The following is a 19,650-nucleotide window of genomic DNA, read 5'->3' on the forward strand; positions in this document are numbered from 1 at the left end:
CCCCCTGCCCTTTCCCAATCCCGTCGATGGACCGACGGGGTGGTCCGGCCTCGCGGCCGGACCTGATACCTCATTCTTCGCCAGACGCCTGTTCAGCTTCGGCTTCAACGGCCGGAGCTTCAACGGCCGCCGGGGTGCCGGTCAGGGCCTGCATCTCCGAGTCGGTGAGACCCGAAGCGCCGCGGCGGCGGCTGCTGTGGTACGACAGACCGGTACCGGCCGGGATCAGGCGGCCGACGATGACGTTTTCCTTCAGGCCGCGCAGGTTGTCCTTGGTGCCGCGGACGGCAGCTTCGGTCAGCACGCGGGTGGTTTCCTGGAACGAAGCGGCCGAGATGAACGATTCGGTGGCCAGCGATGCCTTGGTGATACCCAGCAGGACCGGATCGAAGTGCGCCGGCAGCTCGTTGCGGGTCGACAGGCGCGCATTCTCCTCGATTACGCGCTGGCGCTCCACCTGTTCGCCGTTCAGGAACTTGCTGCTGCCCTGGTCGGTGATCTCGACCTTGCGCAGCATCTGGCGGGTGATGACCTCGATGTGCTTGTCGTTGATCTTCACGCCCTGCAGGCGGTACACGTCCTGGATTTCCTTCACCAGGTAGGCAGCCAGCGGTTCGACACCCAGCAGACGCAGGATGTCCTGCGGGCTCGGCTCGCCGTCCACGATGGTTTCACCCTTGGTGACATGCTCGCCTTCGAACACGATGACCTGCCGGTACTTCGGGATCAGCTCTTCGTGTTCCGAACCATCGGTGTCCTTGATGATCAGGCGCTGCTTGCCCTTGGTGTCCTTGCCGAAGCTGATGATGCCCGAACGCTCGGCCAGCACCGCCGGATCCTTCGGCTTGCGGGCTTCGAACAGATCGGCCACGCGCGGCAGACCACCAGTGATGTCGCGGGTCTTCGACGCTTCCTGCGGGATCTTGGCGACGACGTCGCCCACGCCCACGGCGGCGCCGTCCTGCAGGTTGACGATCGAACGCGGCGGCAGCAGGTACTGCGCCGGCAGATCGGTGCCCGGGATGGACAGGTCGTTGCCCTTGGCGTCGACGATGCGCACGATCGGGCGCAGGTCCTTGGCCTGGGTACCACGACGCTTCGGATCGGTGATTTCGCGCGACGCCAGGCCGGTCAGCTCGTCGGTCTTCTCGATGACGGTGATGCCGTCGACGAAGTCGATGAAGCGGATGAAGCCGGCAACTTCCGACACGATCGGGTGGTTATGCGGATCCCAGTTGGCCACGGTCTGGCCAGCCTTGATCGAATCACCGTCCTTCGAGGTAATGGTCGCACCGTACGGCAGCTTGTAACGCTCACGCTCACGGCCGTGGGCATCGAGCACCGAGATTTCGCCCGAACGCGACACTGCCACCAGCGAGCCGTTGGCGTGCTCGACCGACTTGAGGTTGCTGAACTTGACCGAACCGGTGGTCTTGACGGTGATGTTGTCGACCGCAGCAGCTCGCGACGCCGCACCACCGATGTGGAACGTACGCATGGTCAGCTGGGTACCCGGCTCACCGATCGACTGGGCGGCGATGACGCCGACCGCTTCACCGATGTTGACCAGGTGGCCACGGGCCAGATCGCGGCCGTAGCAGCGACCGCAGACACCGAAGGCCGATTCGCACGAGATCGTCGAACGCACCTTGATGCTCTGCACGCCGGCGTCTTCCAGCTTGGCGACCCAGGCTTCGTCCAGCAGGGTGTTGCGGGTGACGATCGGATCTTCGTCGTTGCCCGGCAGGAACACGTCCTCGGCAACCACGCGACCCAGCACGCGATCCTTCAGCGGCTCGACTACGTCGCCGCCTTCCACGATCGGGGTCATGATCAGGCCTTCGGTGGTACCGCAATCCACCTCGGTGATGACCACGTCCTGCGCGACGTCGACCAGACGACGGGTCAGGTAACCCGAGTTCGCGGTCTTCAGCGCGGTATCGGCCAGACCCTTACGGGCACCGTGGGTGGAGTTGAAGTACTCCTGCACGTTCAGGCCTTCGCGGAAGTTCGCCTTGATGGGCGTCTCGATGATCGAGCCGTCCGGGCGGGCCATAAGGCCTCGCATGCCGGCCAGCTGACGGATCTGCGCCTGCGAACCACGCGCACCGGAGTCGGCCATGATGTACAGCGAGTTCATCGACTTCTGGTCGATGGTCTCGCCCTTGGCATTGACGACCTTCTCGGTACCGATGGTGTCCATCATCGCCTTGGCGATGCGCTCATTGGTGCGCGACCAGATGTCGACCACCTTGTTGTAGCGCTCGCCGGCGGTGACCAGGCCCGACTGGTACTGCTCCTGGATTTCCAGCACTTCGGCTTCGGCCTCGGTGAGGATGCCCTTCTTCTCGTCCGGGATCAGCATGTCGTCGATGCCGATGGAGACGCCGGCGCGGGTCGCGTAAGCGAAGCCGGTGTACATCAGCTTGTCGGCGAACACGACCGTGTCCTTCAGACCCAGCTGGCGGTAGCTGGAGTTGATCAGGCGGCTGATGTTCTTCTTGGTCAGCTCGGTGTTGGCCAGCGCGAACGGCAGGCCTTCCGGCAGGATTTCAGCCAGCAGGGCGCGACCGATCGTGGTGTCCACGATCGAGGTCTTGTTCTGCTTGTTGCCTTCTTCGTCGGTCACCACTTCGGTGATGCGGACCTTGACGCGTGCGTGCAGTTCCACCACGCGGTTGTCGTAGGCGCGCTTTACTTCGGCGATGTTGGCGAAGGCCATGCCCTCGCCCTTCTTGTTTTCCAGCGAGCGGGTCATGTAGTACAGACCCAGCACGACGTCCTGCGACGGCACGATGATCGGCTCGCCGTTGGCCGGCGACAGGATGTTGTTGGTCGACATCATCAGCGCACGCGCTTCCAGCTGGGCTTCCAGCGAGAGCGGCACGTGGACGGCCATCTGGTCACCGTCGAAGTCGGCGTTGAACGCGGTGCAGACCAGCGGATGCAGCTGGATGGCCTTGCCTTCGATCAGCACCGGCTCGAACGCCTGGATGCCCAGACGGTGCAGGGTCGGCGCACGGTTCAGCATGACCGGGTGTTCGCGGATGACCTCTTCCAGGATGTCCCAGACTTCGGCTTCTTCGCGCTCGACCAGCTTCTTGGCGGCCTTGATGGTGGTGGCCAGGCCACGACGCTGCAGCTTGGCGAAGACGAACGGCTTGAACAGCTCGAGCGCCATCTTCTTCGGCAGGCCGCACTGGTGCAGGCGCAGGTACGGACCGACCACGATGACCGAACGGCCCGAGTAGTCGACGCGCTTGCCCAGCAGGTTCTGGCGGAAGCGGCCCTGCTTGCCCTTGATCATGTCGGCCAGCGACTTCAGCGGGCGCTTGTTGGTGCCGGTGATGGCACGGCCGCGACGGCCGTTATCCAGCAGCGCATCGACCGATTCCTGCAGCATGCGCTTTTCATTGCGCACGATGATGTCCGGCGCGCTCAGTTCGAGCAGGCGGCGCAGGCGGTTGTTGCGGTTGATGACGCGGCGGTACAGATCGTTCAGGTCGGAGGTCGCGAAGCGGCCGCCATCCAGCGGGACCAGCGGACGCAGGTCCGGCGGCAGCACCGGCAGCACGGTCATGACCATCCATTCCGGACGGTTGCCCGATTCCAGGAAGGCTTCGATCAGCTTGATGCGCTTGGTGAGGCGCTTCAGCTTGGTTTCCGAACCGGTAGCAGCGATTTCTTCGCGCAGGCGGGTCATTTCCGACTGCAGGTCGATGGTGCGCAGCAGTTCGTACACGGCCTCGGCGCCCATGGCGGCGTCGAAGTCGTCACCGTGTTCCTGGCGGGCGGTCAGGTACTGTTCTTCGGTCAGCAGCTGGCGGCGCTCCAGGGCGGTCAGGCCCGGCTCGGTCACCACGTAGGCTTCGAAGTACAGCACGCGCTCGATGTCACGCAGGGTCATGTCCAGCATCAGGCCGATGCGCGACGGCAGCGACTTGAGGAACCAGATGTGCGCGACCGGCGATGCCAGGTCGATGTGGCCCATGCGCTCGCGGCGCACCTTGGCCAGGGTCACTTCGGTGCCGCACTTCTCGCAGACCACGCCGCGGTGCTTCATGCGCTTGTACTTGCCGCACAGGCACTCGTAGTCCTTGACCGGCCCGAAGATGGCGGCGCAGAACAGGCCGTCACGCTCCGGCTTGAAGGTACGGTAGTTGATGGTTTCCGGCTTCTTCACTTCGCCGAAGGACCACGAACGGATCAGGTCCGGTGAGGCCAGCGCGATCTTGATCGCGTCGAAGTCCAGCGTCTGGCGCTGCTGGTTGAAGAGGTTGAGCAGGTCTTTCATGGTGTTCTCCAGAAGGAGGAATGCTGTGTCGATGGGCTTTCAGTTGACTGCCAGCGGCGCGGCGGCGGACCGCCGCGCCGGCATGGATCAGTTGTCTTCCAGTTCCATGTTGATGGCCAGCGAGCGGATTTCCTTCACGAGGACGTTGAAGGATTCCGGCATGCCCGCGACCATCTCGTGCTCACCGTCGACGATGTTCTTGTACATCTGGTTGCGGCCCTGCACGTCATCGGACTTCACCGTCAGCATTTCCTGCAGGGTGTAGGCCGCGCCGTAGGCTTCCAGCGCCCAGACTTCCATTTCACCGAAGCGCTGGCCGCCGAACTGCGCCTTGCCGCCCAGCGGCTGCTGGGTGACGAGCGAGTACGGACCGGTCGAACGGGCGTGCATCTTGTCGTCGACCAGGTGGTTCAGCTTCAGGTAGTGCATGTAACCGACGGTGGTGTGGCGGTCGAACGCTTCACCGGTGCGGCCGTCGTACAGCTGGGTCTGGCCACTGCTCGGCAGGTCGGCCAGTTCCAGCATGCGCTTGATTTCCGCTTCGGTGGCGCCGTCGAACACCGGGGTGGCCATCGGCACGCCGTCGGTCAGGTTACGGGCCAGACGCAGCAGTTCCTCGTCGCTGAACTGCGACAGGTCGACACGGTTGGCCACGTTGGTGTCGTCGTGGTTGTAGATGTCGTCCAGGAACTTGCGCAGGTCGGCAACCGCAGCCTGGGCTTCCATCATCGCCTGGATCTTGCGACCCAGGCCCTTGGCTGCCCAGCCCAGGTGCACTTCCAGGATCTGGCCGATGTTCATACGCGACGGCACGCCCAGCGGGTTCAGCACGATGTCCACGGTTTCACCCGAGGCCATGTACGGCATGTCCTCGACCGGCACCACGTTGGAGACCACACCCTTGTTGCCGTGGCGGCCAGCCATCTTGTCGCCCGGCTGGATGCGGCGCTTCACGGCCAGGAACACCTTGACCATCTTCAGCACGCCCGGGGCGAGGTCGTCGCCGGCGGTGATCTTGCCGCGCTTGTCGGCGAAGCGACGCTCGAATTCCTTCTCGTGCGCCTGGATCTGCTTCTGTGCGCGCTCGATGGCTTCCGAAGCGTCCTCGTCCTTCATGCGCAGGGCGAACCAGTCAGCCTTCTTCAGGCCGTCCAGGTAGGCGTCGGAAATGACGTCACCCTTCTTCAGGCCGGCACCACCGTTGACCACCTTGCCCACGATCTGCGAACGCAGACGCATGTAGATGGCGGCTTCCAGGATGCGGAACTGGTCGTCGAAGTCCTTCTTGACGCGCTTGATTTCAGACTCTTCGATCTGGCGGGCGCGCTTGTCCTTCTCGATGCCGTCGCGGGTGAAGACCTGCACGTCGATGACGGTGCCGTCCATGCCCGGCGGAACGCGCAGCGAGCTGTCCTTAACGTCCGAAGCCTTCTCGCCGAAGATCGCGCGCAGCAGCTTCTCTTCCGGGGTCAGCTGGCTTTCGCCCTTCGGGGTGACCTTGCCGACCATGATGTCGCCGGCGCGGACTTCCGCACCGATGTACACCACACCGCTTTCGTCCAGGCGGTTCAGCGCCTGCTCGGAAACGTTCGGGATGTCGGCGGAGATTTCCTCCGGCCCCAGCTTGGTGTCACGCGCAACGCAGGTCAGCTCTTCGATGTGGATCGTGGTGTAGCGATCCTCTTCCACCACGCGCTCGGAGAGCAGGATGGAGTCTTCGAAGTTGTAGCCGTTCCACGGCATGAACGCGATCAGCATGTTCTGGCCCAGGGCCAGTTCGCCGATGTCGGTGGACGGACCGTCGGCCAGCACGTCGCCGCGGGCGATGACGTCACCCACCTGGACCAGCGGACGCTGGTTGATGCAGGTGTTCTGGTTCGAACGGGTGTACTTGACCAGGTTGTAGATGTCGACGCCGGCGTCGGTGGCACCGACGATTTCTTCCTCGACCACCTTGACCACGATGCGCGCGGCGTCGATCTGCACGATCTCGCCACCACGACGGGCGTTGACGGTCACACCGGAGTCACGCGCCACGGCGCGCTCGATGCCGGTACCGACCAGCGGCTTCTGCGCACGCAGAGTCGGCACGGCCTGACGCTGCATGTTCGCGCCCATCAGTGCGCGGTTTGCGTCATCGTGCTCCAGGAACGGAACCAGCGCGGCCGCGATCGACACGGTCTGCATCGGCGAGACGTCCATGAAGTGGACTTCCGCCGGCGGCTTCAGCAGCGATTCGCCCTGGAAACGGCACGGAACGAACTGCTCGGTCAGCACGCTGTCGGCATTGGTCAGGGCGTTGGCCTGCGCAATGACGTACTCGTTTTCTTCGATGGCCGACAGGAACTCGACTTCGTCGAAGACCTTGCCGTCCACGACCTTGCGGTACGGGGTCTCGAGGAAACCGTACTTGTTGGTGCGGGCGTACACGGCCAGCGAGTTGATCAGGCCGATGTTCGGGCCTTCCGGCGTTTCGATGGTGCAGACGCGGCCGTAGTGGGTCGGGTGCACGTCGCGCACTTCGAAGCCGGCGCGCTCACGGGTCAGGCCGCCCGGGCCCAGGGCCGAGACGCGACGCTTGTGGGTCACTTCCGACAGCGGGTTGTTCTGATCCATGAACTGCGACAGCTGCGAGGAGCCGAAGAACTCCTTGATGGCAGCGGCAACCGGCTTGGCGTTGATCAGCTCCTGCGGGGTCAGGCCTTCCGACTCGGCCATCGACAGGCGCTCCTTGACCGCGCGCTCGACGCGGACCAGGCCGACGCGGAACACGTTCTCGGCCATTTCGCCGACCGAACGCACGCGACGGTTGCCCAGGTGATCGATGTCATCGACCACGCCGCGACCATTGCGGATCTCGGTCAGGACCTTGATCACGTCCAGGATGTCGGAGCTGTCGCCGTGGGCACCGACCAGGCGCTTGGACTCTTCGTCGTTGCGCTCGCCGAAGTACTTGCTGTCATACAGCACGGCTTCGCCGGTGGTTTCCTTGCGGCCCACGCGACGGTTGAACTTCATGCGGCCGACCGCGGACAGGTCGTAGCGCTCGAAGGTGAAGAACAGGTTGTGGAACAGGTTCTGCGCGGCATCCTTGGTCGGCGGCTCGCCCGGACGCATCATGCGGTAGATTTCGACCAGGGCTTCCAGCTGGGTCTTGGTCGGATCGATGCGCAGGGTGTTGGACAGGTACGGGCCACGATCCAGGTCGTTCACCCACAGGGTGCCCACCGCATCGACGCCGGCCTTGCGGAAGTTCTGCAGCTGCTCGTCGCTGATCTCGTCGTTGGCCTGGGCCAGCAGTTCGCCGGTCGAGGCATCGACCACGTCGTGCGACAGGATGCGGCCGACGATGTAGTCGTCCGGCACGGCCAGCGCAGCAATGCCCGAGGCTTCCAGCTGCTTGATGTGGCGCGCGGTGATGCGCTTGCCGGCTTCCACGATGACCTTGTCGCCGTCGGCGAGGTCAAAGCCCAGGGTCTCGCCACGCAGGCGCTCCGGCACCAGCTCCAGCTGGACGCCTTCATCCGGGTTGATGTGGAAGGTGTTGATCTCGAAGAACTCGGCCAGCATCTCTTCGTTGCTGTAGCCAAGCGCGCGCAGCAGGATCGACACCGGCAGCTTGCGGCGGCGGTCGATACGGGTGAACAGCGCGTCCTTCGGGTCGAACTCGAAGTCCAGCCAGGAACCGCGGTAAGGAATGATGCGGGCGCTGTACAGCAGCTTGCCCGAGCTGTGGGTCTTGCCACGGTCGTGGTCGAAGAACACGCCCGGCGAACGGTGCAGCTGCGAGACGATGACGCGCTCGGTGCCGTTGACGATGAAGGTGCCGTTCTCGGTCATCAGCGGGATTTCGCCCAGATAGACCTCCTGCTCCTTCACGTACTTGATGGCCTTGGTCGACGACTCGCGGTCGTAGATGACCAGGCGCACGGTCACGCGCAGCGGCGCGCCGTAGCTCATGCCACGCTGACGGCACTCACGCTCGTCGAAGACCGGCTCGCCCAGCTTGTAGCCGACGTATTCCAGGGCGGCATTGCCGCTGTAGCTGGCGATCGGGAAGACCGACTTCAGCGCAGCGTGCAGGCCGTAATCGGCGCGCTTGGCCGGATCGATGTTTTCCTGCAGGAAATCACGGTAGGAGTCCACCTGGATGGCCAGCAGGAACGGCACTTCGAGAATCGAGCGCTGCTTGCCGAAATCCTTGCGGATACGCTTTTTTTCGGTGAACGAATAGGACGTCATGAGGTCTTCCACCTTGTTGTGCGGGCCGTGCGCCCACGACCCGAAGGAAACTTGAAATTGTCAGTTGGAAGTCGCTGGTATTGCCGGCACCAGCACGCCTTCTCTTGCTACTTCCAACTGCCAACTCGTCTGCATCTACTGCCCTGCTGCCGCGCGAGGCGCTGGCTGGCGAGGTTGTGACCGCAGCCCGTGTTGGGCTTTTTTCCGCATTTACATCGTGTATTGCATGAAACGACCAAAGGCCGGGGGCTTACGCCCCCAGCCTTGGCTGCATCGCCGTGAATCGATGACGATGCAAGGGAAGTGCTTACTTGACTTCGACAGTCGCGCCAGCAGCTTCCAGGTCCTTCTTCATCTTCTCGGCTTCGTCCTTCGAAGCATTGTCCTTCAGGACGCCGCCGGCTTCGGCCAGGTCCTTCGCTTCCTTCAGGCCCAGGCCGGTGATGGCGCGGACGGCCTTGATGACTTCAACCTTCTTGTCGCCAGCGGACTTCAGGGTGACGACGAATTCGGTCTGCTCTTCAACGACGGCAGCCGGGCCAGCCACAGCGGCGGCAACCGGAGCAGCGGCGGAGACGCCGAACTTCTCTTCGATGGCCTTGACCAGCTCCATCACTTCCATCAGGGACTTCTCGGCGATGGCGTCGACGATCTGTTCGTTGGTAAGGGACATGATAATTACCTTTGGATGATTTTCTGGGTTGAGGTTCCGTCAGGAACCACTAAATAGTCGAAACTCAGGCGGTCTCGGCGGCCGGTTCAGCAGCTTCAGCGGCTTCGCCACCGTTCTGCTTGTCACCGATAGCCTTGATGGCGCGGGCGAACATCGTGACCGGCTCGGCCAGGACGCGTGCCAGCATTGCCAGGGCCTGGTCGCGGGTCGGCAGCGATGCCAGAACCTCGACGTGGCTCGCCGGGAACACTTCACCACCGATGGCGACGACCTTAGCCTTCAGCTTGTCGTTGCCCTTGGCGGCTTCCTTGATCAGGCGACCGGCTGCGCCGGGCTCCTCGAGCGAGAACGCGTACAGCAGCGGACCAACCATCTGGTCCTGTGCGACTGCGAACTCGGTGCCTTCAACGGCACGCGAAGCCAGGGTGTTCTTGACAACTTTCAAGAAAACACCGGTTTCACGAGCCTGCTTGCGCATCGCGGTCATCTGGGCGACCGTGGTGCCAGCGTATTCGGCTGCGATCAAGGAGTGGGCCTTGGCGGCGACGTCTGCCAGCTCGGCGACTACTTCTTGCTTCTGGGACAGATTGAGAGCCATTGCACTCCTCCAATTGAACTCCGCTTACGGCTCCTGCCGTGTGCGGTCCTGTGCGGCATCCGTCCTGGACGCCGGGAACATCGGAATGATGCTCCGGGGGTGGGCCGTTCCAGACCTGGAGTGCAATCGGGGAAGATCCCAGACGTGCGTGAACCAGAAAAACTCCAGAAGGGCACCATCTACGCAGGTTGATTCCGAAGAATCGATTAAGCGGTCATTGCTGCTCCGGCGGCGACTCCCTGCCATATCGAGCTTCCGTGCCCGTCGCCGGTATTGCCACGACCGCGCCTGCGGTCTTTGACGGCTACCGCCAGCAATGGACTGCCGGCGATGCCTTCAAATGTCACGGTCACGGTGCCCGAGGGTACCGTGACCGCTTGAAACAATTACTTCAGGGTCAGCGACGACTGGTCGACGGTGACGCCCGGGCCCATCGTCGAGCTGACCGAAACCTTCTGCAGGTAGGTGCCCTTCGAGGTAGCCGGCTTGGCCTTGATCAGGTCCAGCAGCAGCGCGGTAAGATTCGACTTCAGGGCGTCTTCGGCGAAGTCGGCCTTGCCGATGGTGCAGTGGATGATACCGGCCTTGTCGGTGCGGTAACGGACCTGGCCCGACTTGGCGTTCTTCACGGCTTCACCCGGGTTCGGGGAAACGGTGCCGACCTTCGGGTTCGGCATCAGGCCGCGCGGGCCCAGCACGGTGCCCAGCTTACCGACGACGCGCATGGCGTCCGGGGTCGCAATGACGACGTCGTAGTTCAGGTCGCCGGCCTGCATCTTCTCAGCCAGATCGTCCATACCGACGGCTTCGGCGCCAGCGGCCAGGGCTTCGTCAGCCTTGGCACCGGCCGGAGCGAAGACGGCAACGCGGACCGACTTGCCGGTACCAGCCGGCAGCACGGTGGAGCCACGGACCTGCTGGTCGGACTTCTTGGCATCGACGCCCAGGCGCACGGCAACGTCGATCGACTCGACGAACTTGGCCTTGGTGGCGGTCTTCAGGATGTTGATCGCGTCTTCGAAGGCGTACGACTTGCCCGGGACAACGGCGGCCTTGATGGCCTTTTCGCGCTTGTTCTGTGCCATCTGATTAACCCTCCACCACGAGGCCCATGGAACGGGCAGAGCCAGCGATGGTACGCACGGCGGCATCCAGATCGGCGGCAGTCAGATCCGGTTCCTTCGCCTTGGCGATCTCTTCCAGCTGCTTACGGGTGACCTTGCCGACCTTCTCGGTGTTCGGGCGCTTGGAGCCCGACGAGATGCCAGCGGCCTTCTTCAGCAGGGTGGTGGCCGGGGTGCTCTTGGTGATGAAGGTGAACGTACGGTCCGAATAGGCCGTGATGATCACCGGAACCGGCAGACCCGGCTCGAGCTTCTGCGTGGCAGCGTTGAACGCCTTGCAGAATTCCATGATGTTCAGGCCGCGCTGACCCAGCGCAGGACCGACCGGCGGCGAGGGGTTGGCCTGACCGGCCTTCACCTGCAGCTTGATGTAACCGACAACTTTCTTTGCCATGAGTATGCTCTCCGGGTGCTAGCGCCTTGCGACAACAGGCTCCCCATCGGACCGGGAATCACGCGTCCCGGCATCGCGTTTTGAAATCATGCTGAAGGCCGCCTTGCGGCGGCTTCGTCCTGCTGGCTTCCCAGCGGGGAGCCGCGCACTATATCAGGTTTTTTCTTCACATGCCTGAAGCGGCACGTAAACGAACGAAACCGGGCAATGCCCGGTTCCTGGTCCGGAGTCGAGCATGGCTCGACTCTACGGGGCCGCTTAGACGGCCTTTTCGACCTGGCCGAACTCGAGCTCGACCGGGGTGGCACGACCGAAGATCAGCACCGAGACGCGCAGACGGCTCTTCTCGTAGTTGACTTCTTCGACGACGCCATTGAAATCGTTGAACGGACCGTCGGTGACGCGGACCATCTGGCCCGGCTCGAACAGCACCTTCGGACGCGGCTTCTCAACACCTTCCTGGACGCGGTTCAGGATGGCCTCGGCCTCGGAATCGGCGATCGGCAGCGGACGATCAGCGGTGCCGCCGATGAAGCCCATGACGCGCGGGGTTTCCTTGACCAGGTGCCAGCTTTCGTTGTCGATGCGCGGGATGCCGGCTTCTTCGTGGGTCTCGATCTGGACCAGCACGTAGCCCGGGAAGAACTTGCGCTCCGAACGGCGCTTCTGGCCAGCGCGCATCTCGACCACTTCTTCGGTCGGGACCAGGACGTCGCCGAAGCGCTCTTCCATGCCGTCACGGGCGATGCGATCACGCAGGGCCTGCGCAACCGACTTCTCGAAGCCCGAATAGGCGTGAACGACGTACCAACGCTTCATGCAAATCTCCTTAGCGGGTCAGGAACAGCTGGACCAGCCGCTGAATGACGTAATCGAATCCACCCAGCAGCAGGCTGAGGATGATCACCACAACCATCACGACCCAGGTCATGCGGGTGGCTTCCTGGCGCGTCGGCCAGACCACCTTGCGCAGCTCGAAGCGCGACTCGGAGAGGAATTCGCGGGTATCACGACCCTTGCCGGTCAACAGGAACACGCCGATACCACCGGCCAGACCCACGACAACGGCCAACGCACGCAGCTGACCCGTCCACGCGCCCAGCTGGGCAGCACGACCGGAGTCAGCGGAGAACCAGAACCATACGAACAGACCAGCCAGCACCAGCAGCGCGGCGACGGCATACTTGGCGATATCCCCACCCTGGGTGGAGGTGTCCTTGGAGTGTTCGATCTTGCTATTCATCAGGCTATGTCTGCTTTAGCGGACGAACCGCTGGATAAGGTTGGCAGATGGCACGCCAGGAGGGACTCGAACCCCCAACCTGCGGTTTTGGAGACCGCTGCTCTGCCAATTGAGCTACTGGCGTACAGATTGAAACTTGCCTTCCCTTAGACGGCGAAGGCGGACCGAGGTTCCCGGCCCGCCACTCGCGCGACCGGCAGCGCTATGCAACCGCCGGCTTTGCAGGCTTACTCGATGATGGTGGAGACCACACCGGCGCCGACGGTACGGCCACCTTCGCGGATTGCGAAGCGCAGGCCGGCGTCCATGGCGACCGGGTTGATCAGGGTGACAACCATCTTGATGTTGTCGCCCGGCATCACCATCTCGACGCCTTCCGGCAGCTCAACCGCACCGGTGATGTCGGTGGTACGGAAGTAGAACTGCGGACGGTAGCCCTTGAAGAACGGGGTGTGACGGCCGCCTTCGTCCTTCGACAGCACGTAGACTTCGGCGTCGAACTTGGTGTGCGGCTTGATCGAACCCGGCTTGGCCAGAACCTGGCCGCGCTCGACGTCGTCACGCTTGGTGCCGCGCAGCAGCAGACCGGCGTTGTCGCCTGCCTGGCCCTGGTCCAGCAGCTTGCGGAACATTTCGACGCCGGTCACGGTGGTCTTCTGCACCGGACGGATGCCGACGATTTCGATTTCCTCGCCGACCTTGATCACGCCGCGCTCGATACGACCGGTCACCACGGTGCCGCGGCCCGAGATCGAGAACACGTCTTCCACCGGCATCAGGAACGGCTTGTCGACGTCACGCTCCGGGGTCGGGATCCAGCTGTCGAGAGCATCGACCAGCTTGATCACGGCCGGCACGCCGATGTCGCTCTGGTCGCCTTCCAGCGCCAGGCGGGCCGAACCCGAGATGATCGGGGTGTCGTCGCCCGGGAAGTCGTACTTGCTCAGCAGCTCGCGGACTTCCATTTCGACCAGTTCCAGCAGCTCGGCATCGTCAACCATGTCGGCCTTGTTCAGGAACACGACGATGTACGGCACGCCGACCTGACGCGACAGCAGGATGTGCTCGCGGGTCTGCGGCATCGGACCATCAGCGGCCGAGCACACCAGGATCGCGCCGTCCATCTGGGCGGCACCGGTGATCATGTTCTTGACGTAGTCAGCGTGGCCCGGGCAATCGACGTGGGCGTAGTGACGGGTGGTGGATTCGTATTCGACGTGCGCGGTCGAGATCGTGATGCCACGAGCCTTCTCTTCCGGAGCGGCGTCAATGGCCGAGTAGTCCTTGAACTCGCCACCGAAACGCTCGGCACCGATCTTGGTCAGTGCGGCGGTCAGCGTGGTCTTGCCGTGGTCGACGTGACCGATGGTGCCGACATTGACGTGCGGCTTGGTGCGCTCGAACTTACCCTTGGCCATGGCTGCTTATCTCGAATTCGTCTGGTGTGGTGCTTAAGATGGTGCTCACAAAAGGAATCGAACCTTCGACCTCTTCCTTACCAAGGAAGTGCTCTACCGACTGAGCTATGTGAGCGAGTTGTGCATTATGGCATGAACTCGATAATATTCAAAGTTCATTCAATGGAGCGGGAGACGGGAATCGAACCCGCACCATCAGCTTGGAAGGCTGAGGTTCTACCATTGAACTACTCCCGCACCGGGAATGTGCCACAACGTGAATCTGGTGGAGGGAGGTGGATTCGAACCACCGAAGGCGTAAGCCAGCAGATTTACAGTCTGCCCCCGTTGGCCGCTTGGGTATCCCTCCTTACCACCCCATGCCGTTGCCGCCGAAGCGTTGCGGTGTGTGGTGGTGAGCCGCTTATTCTGCTGATGGGACGGGGGGCTGTCAACGCTTTTTTCGGTTTTTTTCACACGCTGTCGCAAACCCATTGATACGCAAGGTTATTGCCCTGGCAGCACCAGGGTCTCATTGGCGAAAATTGCGACGTGGGGCACTCCGTCCGCGCCAATCCAGCCCCGATACATGCCCTGCGTGTTGAACGGCGTGGCCGCTTTTCCGTCTGCGGACAGCACGATGGCGCCACCATCGCCACCCATCTGCGGGATGCTGTCGTTGATGACGCCCTTGCCGGCCTGCTCCGGCGTCTGCCCCTGGTAACGCATGCGCGCACAGATCTCGTGCGCCGCTGCTGTGCGGATGTAGTACTCGCCCCAACCGGTACCGGACACTGCGCAGCGCGCATCGGCCCAGGTACCAGCACCGATGATCGGCGAGTCGCCCACGCGTCCGTAGCGCTTGTTGGTCATGCCGCCAGTGGACGTGCCTGCCGCAAGATGCCCCTGCGCATCCAGCGCGACGGCACCGACGGTGCCGAAGTGCTTGGCCGTTTCGAGATCGGCATGGGCCTGGCCCCTGGCCTCTTCCTTCAGTGCGCGCTGCAGCTGCTGCCAGCGCTTGTCGGTGCGGAAATACGAGGGATCCACCAGGCTGACGCCCTGCTCGACCGCGAACGCCTCGGCGCCCTGACCGACCATCATCACGTGCGGCGATTTCTGCATGACCAGCTGCGCCAGCTGGATCGGGTTGCGCACGCGCTGCACGCCTGCGACCGCACCGGCCGCCTGGGTGGCGCCATCCATCAGCGAAGCGTCCAGTTCGTTGTGGCCGTCATGGGTGAACACCGCGCCCTTGCCTGCATTGAAGGTGGGATCGTCCTCGAGCACGGTGATCGCCGCGGTGACCGCCGCCAGCGCCGGGCGACCCGCCACCAGTTCGGCATGCCCCTTCAACAGCGCTGCCTTCAACGCCGTGCGCGCGGCCTTCTCTTCAGCCGGCGACAGATCCTTGCGCTCGACCCCTGCCCCGCCATGGATGACCAGCAGCGGCGAGGTGGACGGCGCTGCCTGCGCGAGCAGAGGCAGGGACAGCAGGGCAGACAGCGCCAGGCGCAGTTTCATCAGGTACGTCTCCAGGGTGGTTCAGGGAATGGGCGGTGCCGGTAGTGCCGGCCGCTGGCCGGCAGCACCATGCCAATGATGCGTCCAGGGGGCCGCCGGCCAGCACTACCGGCGCGTGATTTCGATCTCGCCGTCGGTGATGTCCGCCATGGCGTGGTAGTCGACGTCGGCCTGGAAGTCATCCAGGCGCAGGCGTCCACCGCTGGCGACCACGGTGACCGGCACGGCATGGAACTGCAACGGCTCGCCTTCGACCATCCGGTCGGCGTCGCGGCCGGGGCTGACCACCCAGACCTTGCCTTGGCCATCGGCGCTGTAGACCTGGGCCTGGCCGTCGGGCTCCACGCACAAAGCGGTGTCCTCATCCACGCCGATGCCGACCATGTCCGGATCACCGCTTTCCTGCGCGGCGCGGGCCACGAACACGATCAGACGGCCGAGCCGGTCGCGCTTGTCGAAGTGGGTATCGGTGACCACGCGCTGCAGGTAGGGCATGTGCAGGAAGCCGCTGTCCAGGGTGACCGCGCTGCCCATCGGGTCGGCCAGCGCGCCGGCCGAGGTGATGCTGCCGCCATCGAGGGCGCCGTAGGCATAGCCGCCAAGGATCGCCAAGCCAGCGCTGGTGCCGGCGATCGGCTTGCCTGCGCGCACGTGCGCATTGAGCGCGCGGTTGAGCGCCGTGCCCTTCCAGAAGCGGATGTAGCGCGACTGGTCACCGCCGGCGATGAAGATGGCATCGGCCGCGGCAACCACGCGCAGCACCGCAGGATCGTCGGCGCCGCGGCGGTTGTCGAACACCAGGGTCTGCACGGCGGTGGTGCCGCCGATATCGCGGTACAGGCGCTCCTGCAGCTCGTCGCCACCGGAGGCGCGCAGGATCAGCACGCGGCCGTTGCCGGCCTGCCGCAGCCACCACTGGAAGGCCTCGGGCACCCACTCGCCGCCGCCCATCAGCATCATCGCAGGGGCGCGTGGACCGGGACGAGGTGCATCCAGGTCGCCAATCTCGTAATAATCGAAGCCAGAGGAATGCAGGTCGCGGGAGTCCTGCGCTGACGCCAGCGGAGCCATCACGGCCAGCGCCACCCCCAGCACGAGGCTTGACCAGAATCGGCGGACAAGGGAACTCATCGTGGATCTCCCTGTACAGAATCGGCTTGCAACCGTTTTCACTCTTTGCCAGATGAAAGACCTGTAGTCAAGAGCATAAAAAAGGCGTTAAATGCGCGCGCCCATTCCGGATTGTGAATGGGGGACAGGTCCCCTCCTCTGCGGGCCGGCTTCATTCCCGAGATATCTCTCATGCGTAGACAGGCGATGGCGTGGTCGATCCAGCTGGCGTTGATGGGTGTTGCTGCCTCGGCAGCGGCCCAGAGCCCCGGTTCCTCTTCGGTGCAGCAGCTCGATGCGGTCCAGGTGACCGGTTCGCGCATTCCGCGCGCACAGGTGGAAGGCCCGGCACCGATCACGGTGATCAATGCGGAGGAGATCCGCTCCAGCGGCTTCACCACAGTGCCCGACGTGCTGCGTGCGATGACCCAGAACGGCGGCGAGACGCAGAGCCAGCAGTCCTCCAGCGGCGCCGACTTCTCGCCGGGCGCACAGCAGGTCGACCTGCGCGGGCTGGGCCCGAACCACACCCTGGTGCTGGTCAACGGCCGCCGCATCGCTGATTTCCCGATGCCGTTCCAGGGCCGCAGCAACTTCACCGACGTGTCCAACATCCCGCTGGGCATGATCGACCGCATCGAAGTGCTGACCGGCAGCGCGTCGGCCATCTACGGTTCGGATGCGATCGCCGGCGTGGTCAACTTCATCCTGAAGAAGAAGGCCGACGGCACCACGGTCGACGTGCGCATGGGCACCACCAGCGAAGGCGGTGGCGAGTCGTTCGACATGAGCCTGTCCAGCGGCTTCAGCAAGGGCAATTTCAATGCGGTGTACAGCGTGGAGCTGCAGTCGCAGACGCCACTGTGGGCCTATGAGCGCGACATCCAGGATTCGACCCAGGACGGGCCGACCGAAGGCTCGCGCATCGCCCGCCGCGCCTACCTGCGCACCGACTACAACGATGACTACCTGGACCCGGGCGCGGCCACCTGCGAAGCGCTGGCCGGGCAGAACCAGGGCAGCACCTACCACGCCTTCCGCCCGCGCTATGGCTATTACTGCGGCAGCGACGCGTCGATCGGCTACGGCACCATCCTCAGCAAACGCCGCGGCGCCAACGGCTATGCCTCGCTGAGCTACGACTTCGACAACGGCCAGCAGTGGTTTGCCGACGTGCAGATGGGGCACCACACGCTGGCCCTGATGCGCGATGTCACTTCGTGGGGCCGCATGGCCGCCGACGGCGACGAGTCGGGCTACTTCAACAACGAAGCCACCGGTGAGATCGAATTCTGGCAGCGCCAGTTCTCGCCGGAGGAAATGGGCGGCCTGCGCAATGCCATGGTGCGCAGCACGCAGAAGACCTTCAGCGTGACCACCGGCTTCAAGGGCAACCTGGTCGGCAACTGGGATTACGAAGCGGCGCTGAGCCACTCACAGTACCAGTCGCGGATCAGCTGGCCGCAGATCGTCGCCGCCAAGGCCAACGACCTGTTCCTGGGCCCGCAGCTGGGCGAGGACGATGACGGCTTCCCGATCTACAACGCCGACCCGTCGCGCCTGTACACGCCGCTGACCCGCGCCGAGTACGACTCGATCGCCGCGCGCACGACCTACACGCCGAAGTCGCGCACCGAGACCGCGGCCCTGACCCTGACCAACGGTTCGCTGTTCGGCCTGCCCGGCGGCGATGTGGGCTTCGCCGCGACCGTGGAAGTGGGCCAGCAGGCCTACGCGTTGAATCCCGATCCGCTGGCGACCGAGTACTACTACTACAGCTGGAAGGATTCGGACGGCAAGGGGTCGCGCAACCGCTGGGCGACCGCCGCCGAACTGCGCCTGCCGCTGCACGACACGCTGAACCTCAGCGTGGCCGGCCGCTACGACCAGTACCGCTATTCCGGTCATACCATCGGCAAGGCGACCTGGAGCGGCGGCCTGGAGTGGCGTCCCGTGGACAGCCTGCTGGTACGCGGCTCCTACGGCACCGCCTTCCGCGCGCCCGACCTGCACTACGTGTTCGCCGGCCCGGGCAACGATGAGACCACGGCCGAAGATCTGTACAGCTGCCGTGCCGACGACGCCGATGACTGCTCCGACTACGAGCGCAACGTGATCCGCAGCCGCAGCGGCAACCGCGAGCTCGACCCGGAAACCAGCACCTCGTGGAGCGCAGGCTTCGTCTGGTCGCCGGCCGCCGGCCTCGATCTGTCGGTGGACTGGTTCGACATCGACATGCGCAAGCAGGTGCAGGACATGGACGTGCGCACGATCCTGGCCAGCGAAGCGAACTGCCGTCTGGGCGACGCCGACATCACCTCGCCGACCTGCGTGGACGCGCTGGCGCGGGTGACCCGTACCGCCGACGGCCGCCTGTACGGCGTGTACGTCAACCCGATCAACGTCGCGCGTGAGTCGACCTCGGGCATCGACGTGGGACTGCGCTACCGCCTGCAGACCGTTGCCGGTGATTTCATCTTCAACGGCACCCACACCCGGGTGAAGGAGCATGATTTCCAGCGCTACCCGGGCGACCCGACCGAAGACCAGTTCGCGGTGAACAGCGGCTTCGACATCCCGCGCACCAAGACCAGCGTCAGCGTGACCTGGGAGAAGGATGCGTGGTCGGCCACCGTGTACGGCTCGCGCCTGGGCAAGCTGCCGAACTCGGACAGCTACGACCAGGTGTTCGACCCGGACAGTGGCGACAGCCCGTACATCAAGGCCACGTACCGCTACAACGCGTCGGTGCAGTACCGCTTCGACGACCACTCGCGCCTGTCGCTGTCGGTGGCCAACGTGTTCAACAAGATGCCGCCGAAGGACGCCACGTACACGGCCTACCCTTACTACGACGTGTCCTGGTTCGACAGCGTTGGCCGCACGATCAACCTGCAGTACACCCACAAGTTCGGCGGCAGCGCGTTGTAAGCGCGGTTTCGCAGGACGTGGACGACAAGGCCCGCCATTGGCGTAATGCTGTTCACTTAAGCGGTGCAGCCTTGCGATCTACCGGATAGCGGGTCTTGGAAATCTTCACCGTCCTCGGCG

12 protein-coding genes and 4 tRNA genes are annotated in these 19,650 nt (G+C 64.0%); 1 reads left to right on the top strand and 15 read right to left on the bottom strand.

The window, feature by feature from the left end; genetic code table 11:
• Nucleotides 1–70: 70 nt before the first annotated feature.
• From rpoC to NQ204_RS17185, 15 genes are all read right to left on the bottom strand, one after another.
• Nucleotides 71–4,294, bottom strand: a complete 4,224-nt coding sequence (gene rpoC / locus NQ204_RS17115) for a DNA-directed RNA polymerase subunit beta' (protein ID WP_116863893.1) — start codon at nt 4,292–4,294, stop codon at nt 71–73.
• 87 nt (nt 4,295–4,381) lie between these two features.
• A complete protein-coding gene (gene rpoB / locus NQ204_RS17120) occupies nt 4,382–8,536 on the bottom strand; it encodes a DNA-directed RNA polymerase subunit beta (RefSeq protein ID WP_108758330.1) in 4,155 nt (1,384 codons plus the stop codon).
• A gap of 307 nt (nt 8,537–8,843) precedes the next feature.
• The gene (gene rplL, locus NQ204_RS17125) at nt 8,844–9,209 is read right to left on the bottom strand and encodes a 50S ribosomal protein L7/L12 (protein WP_108767846.1); all 366 of its coding nucleotides are present in this window, start codon (nt 9,207–9,209) and stop codon (nt 8,844–8,846) included.
• A gap of 64 nt (nt 9,210–9,273) precedes the next feature.
• Nucleotides 9,274–9,807 (bottom strand): 50S ribosomal protein L10, encoded by a 534-nt coding sequence (rplJ, locus tag NQ204_RS17130; protein ID WP_079220748.1) that lies wholly within the window; start codon nt 9,805–9,807, stop codon nt 9,274–9,276.
• Between the two features lie 386 nt (nt 9,808–10,193).
• Nucleotides 10,194–10,892 (bottom strand): 50S ribosomal protein L1, encoded by a 699-nt coding sequence (gene rplA, locus NQ204_RS17135; protein ID WP_079220747.1) that lies wholly within the window; start codon nt 10,890–10,892, stop codon nt 10,194–10,196.
• A 4-nt stretch (nt 10,893–10,896) separates the two neighbouring features.
• On the bottom strand, nt 10,897–11,325 hold the full coding sequence (rplK, locus tag NQ204_RS17140) for a 50S ribosomal protein L11 (RefSeq protein ID WP_004145248.1): 429 nt from the start codon (nt 11,323–11,325) through the stop codon (nt 10,897–10,899).
• Nucleotides 11,326–11,583: 258 nt separating this feature from the next.
• Nucleotides 11,584–12,144, bottom strand: coding sequence for a transcription termination/antitermination protein NusG (gene nusG, locus NQ204_RS17145; RefSeq protein ID WP_108748649.1), 561 nt, complete (start codon nt 12,142–12,144; stop codon nt 11,584–11,586).
• A 10-nt stretch (nt 12,145–12,154) separates the two neighbouring features.
• On the bottom strand, nt 12,155–12,568 hold the full coding sequence (secE, locus tag NQ204_RS17150; RefSeq protein ID WP_116863892.1) for a preprotein translocase subunit SecE: 414 nt from the start codon (nt 12,566–12,568) through the stop codon (nt 12,155–12,157).
• A gap of 48 nt (nt 12,569–12,616) precedes the next feature.
• A tRNA-Trp gene (locus NQ204_RS17155) sits at nt 12,617–12,692 on the bottom strand.
• Nucleotides 12,693–12,795: 103 nt separating this feature from the next.
• Complete coding sequence (tuf, locus tag NQ204_RS17160; protein ID WP_079220745.1) at nt 12,796–13,986, bottom strand: elongation factor Tu; 1,191 nt, start codon at nt 13,984–13,986, stop codon at nt 12,796–12,798.
• Between the two features lie 39 nt (nt 13,987–14,025).
• Nucleotides 14,026–14,101, bottom strand: a tRNA-Thr gene (locus NQ204_RS17165).
• A 48-nt stretch (nt 14,102–14,149) separates the two neighbouring features.
• A tRNA-Gly gene (locus NQ204_RS17170) sits at nt 14,150–14,223 on the bottom strand.
• Between the two features lie 26 nt (nt 14,224–14,249).
• Nucleotides 14,250–14,335: transfer RNA gene (locus NQ204_RS17175), tRNA-Tyr, on the bottom strand.
• A gap of 137 nt (nt 14,336–14,472) precedes the next feature.
• Nucleotides 14,473–15,489, bottom strand: coding sequence for an isoaspartyl peptidase/L-asparaginase family protein (locus NQ204_RS17180; protein WP_116863891.1), 1,017 nt, complete (start codon nt 15,487–15,489; stop codon nt 14,473–14,475).
• 105 nt (nt 15,490–15,594) lie between these two features.
• Complete coding sequence (locus tag NQ204_RS17185; protein ID WP_116863890.1) at nt 15,595–16,620, bottom strand: cyanophycinase; 1,026 nt, start codon at nt 16,618–16,620, stop codon at nt 15,595–15,597.
• A 171-nt stretch (nt 16,621–16,791) separates the two neighbouring features.
• Here NQ204_RS17185 and NQ204_RS17190 point away from each other — a divergent pair, with 171 nt between their 5' ends.
• A complete protein-coding gene (locus NQ204_RS17190) occupies nt 16,792–19,530 on the top strand; it encodes a TonB-dependent receptor plug domain-containing protein (RefSeq protein WP_256644490.1) in 2,739 nt (912 codons plus the stop codon).
• Nucleotides 19,531–19,650: the final 120 nt, after the last annotated feature.

It is taken from the genome of Stenotrophomonas testudinis (genome assembly GCF_024499815.1).
Lineage (GTDB): Bacteria > Pseudomonadota > Gammaproteobacteria > Xanthomonadales > Xanthomonadaceae > Stenotrophomonas.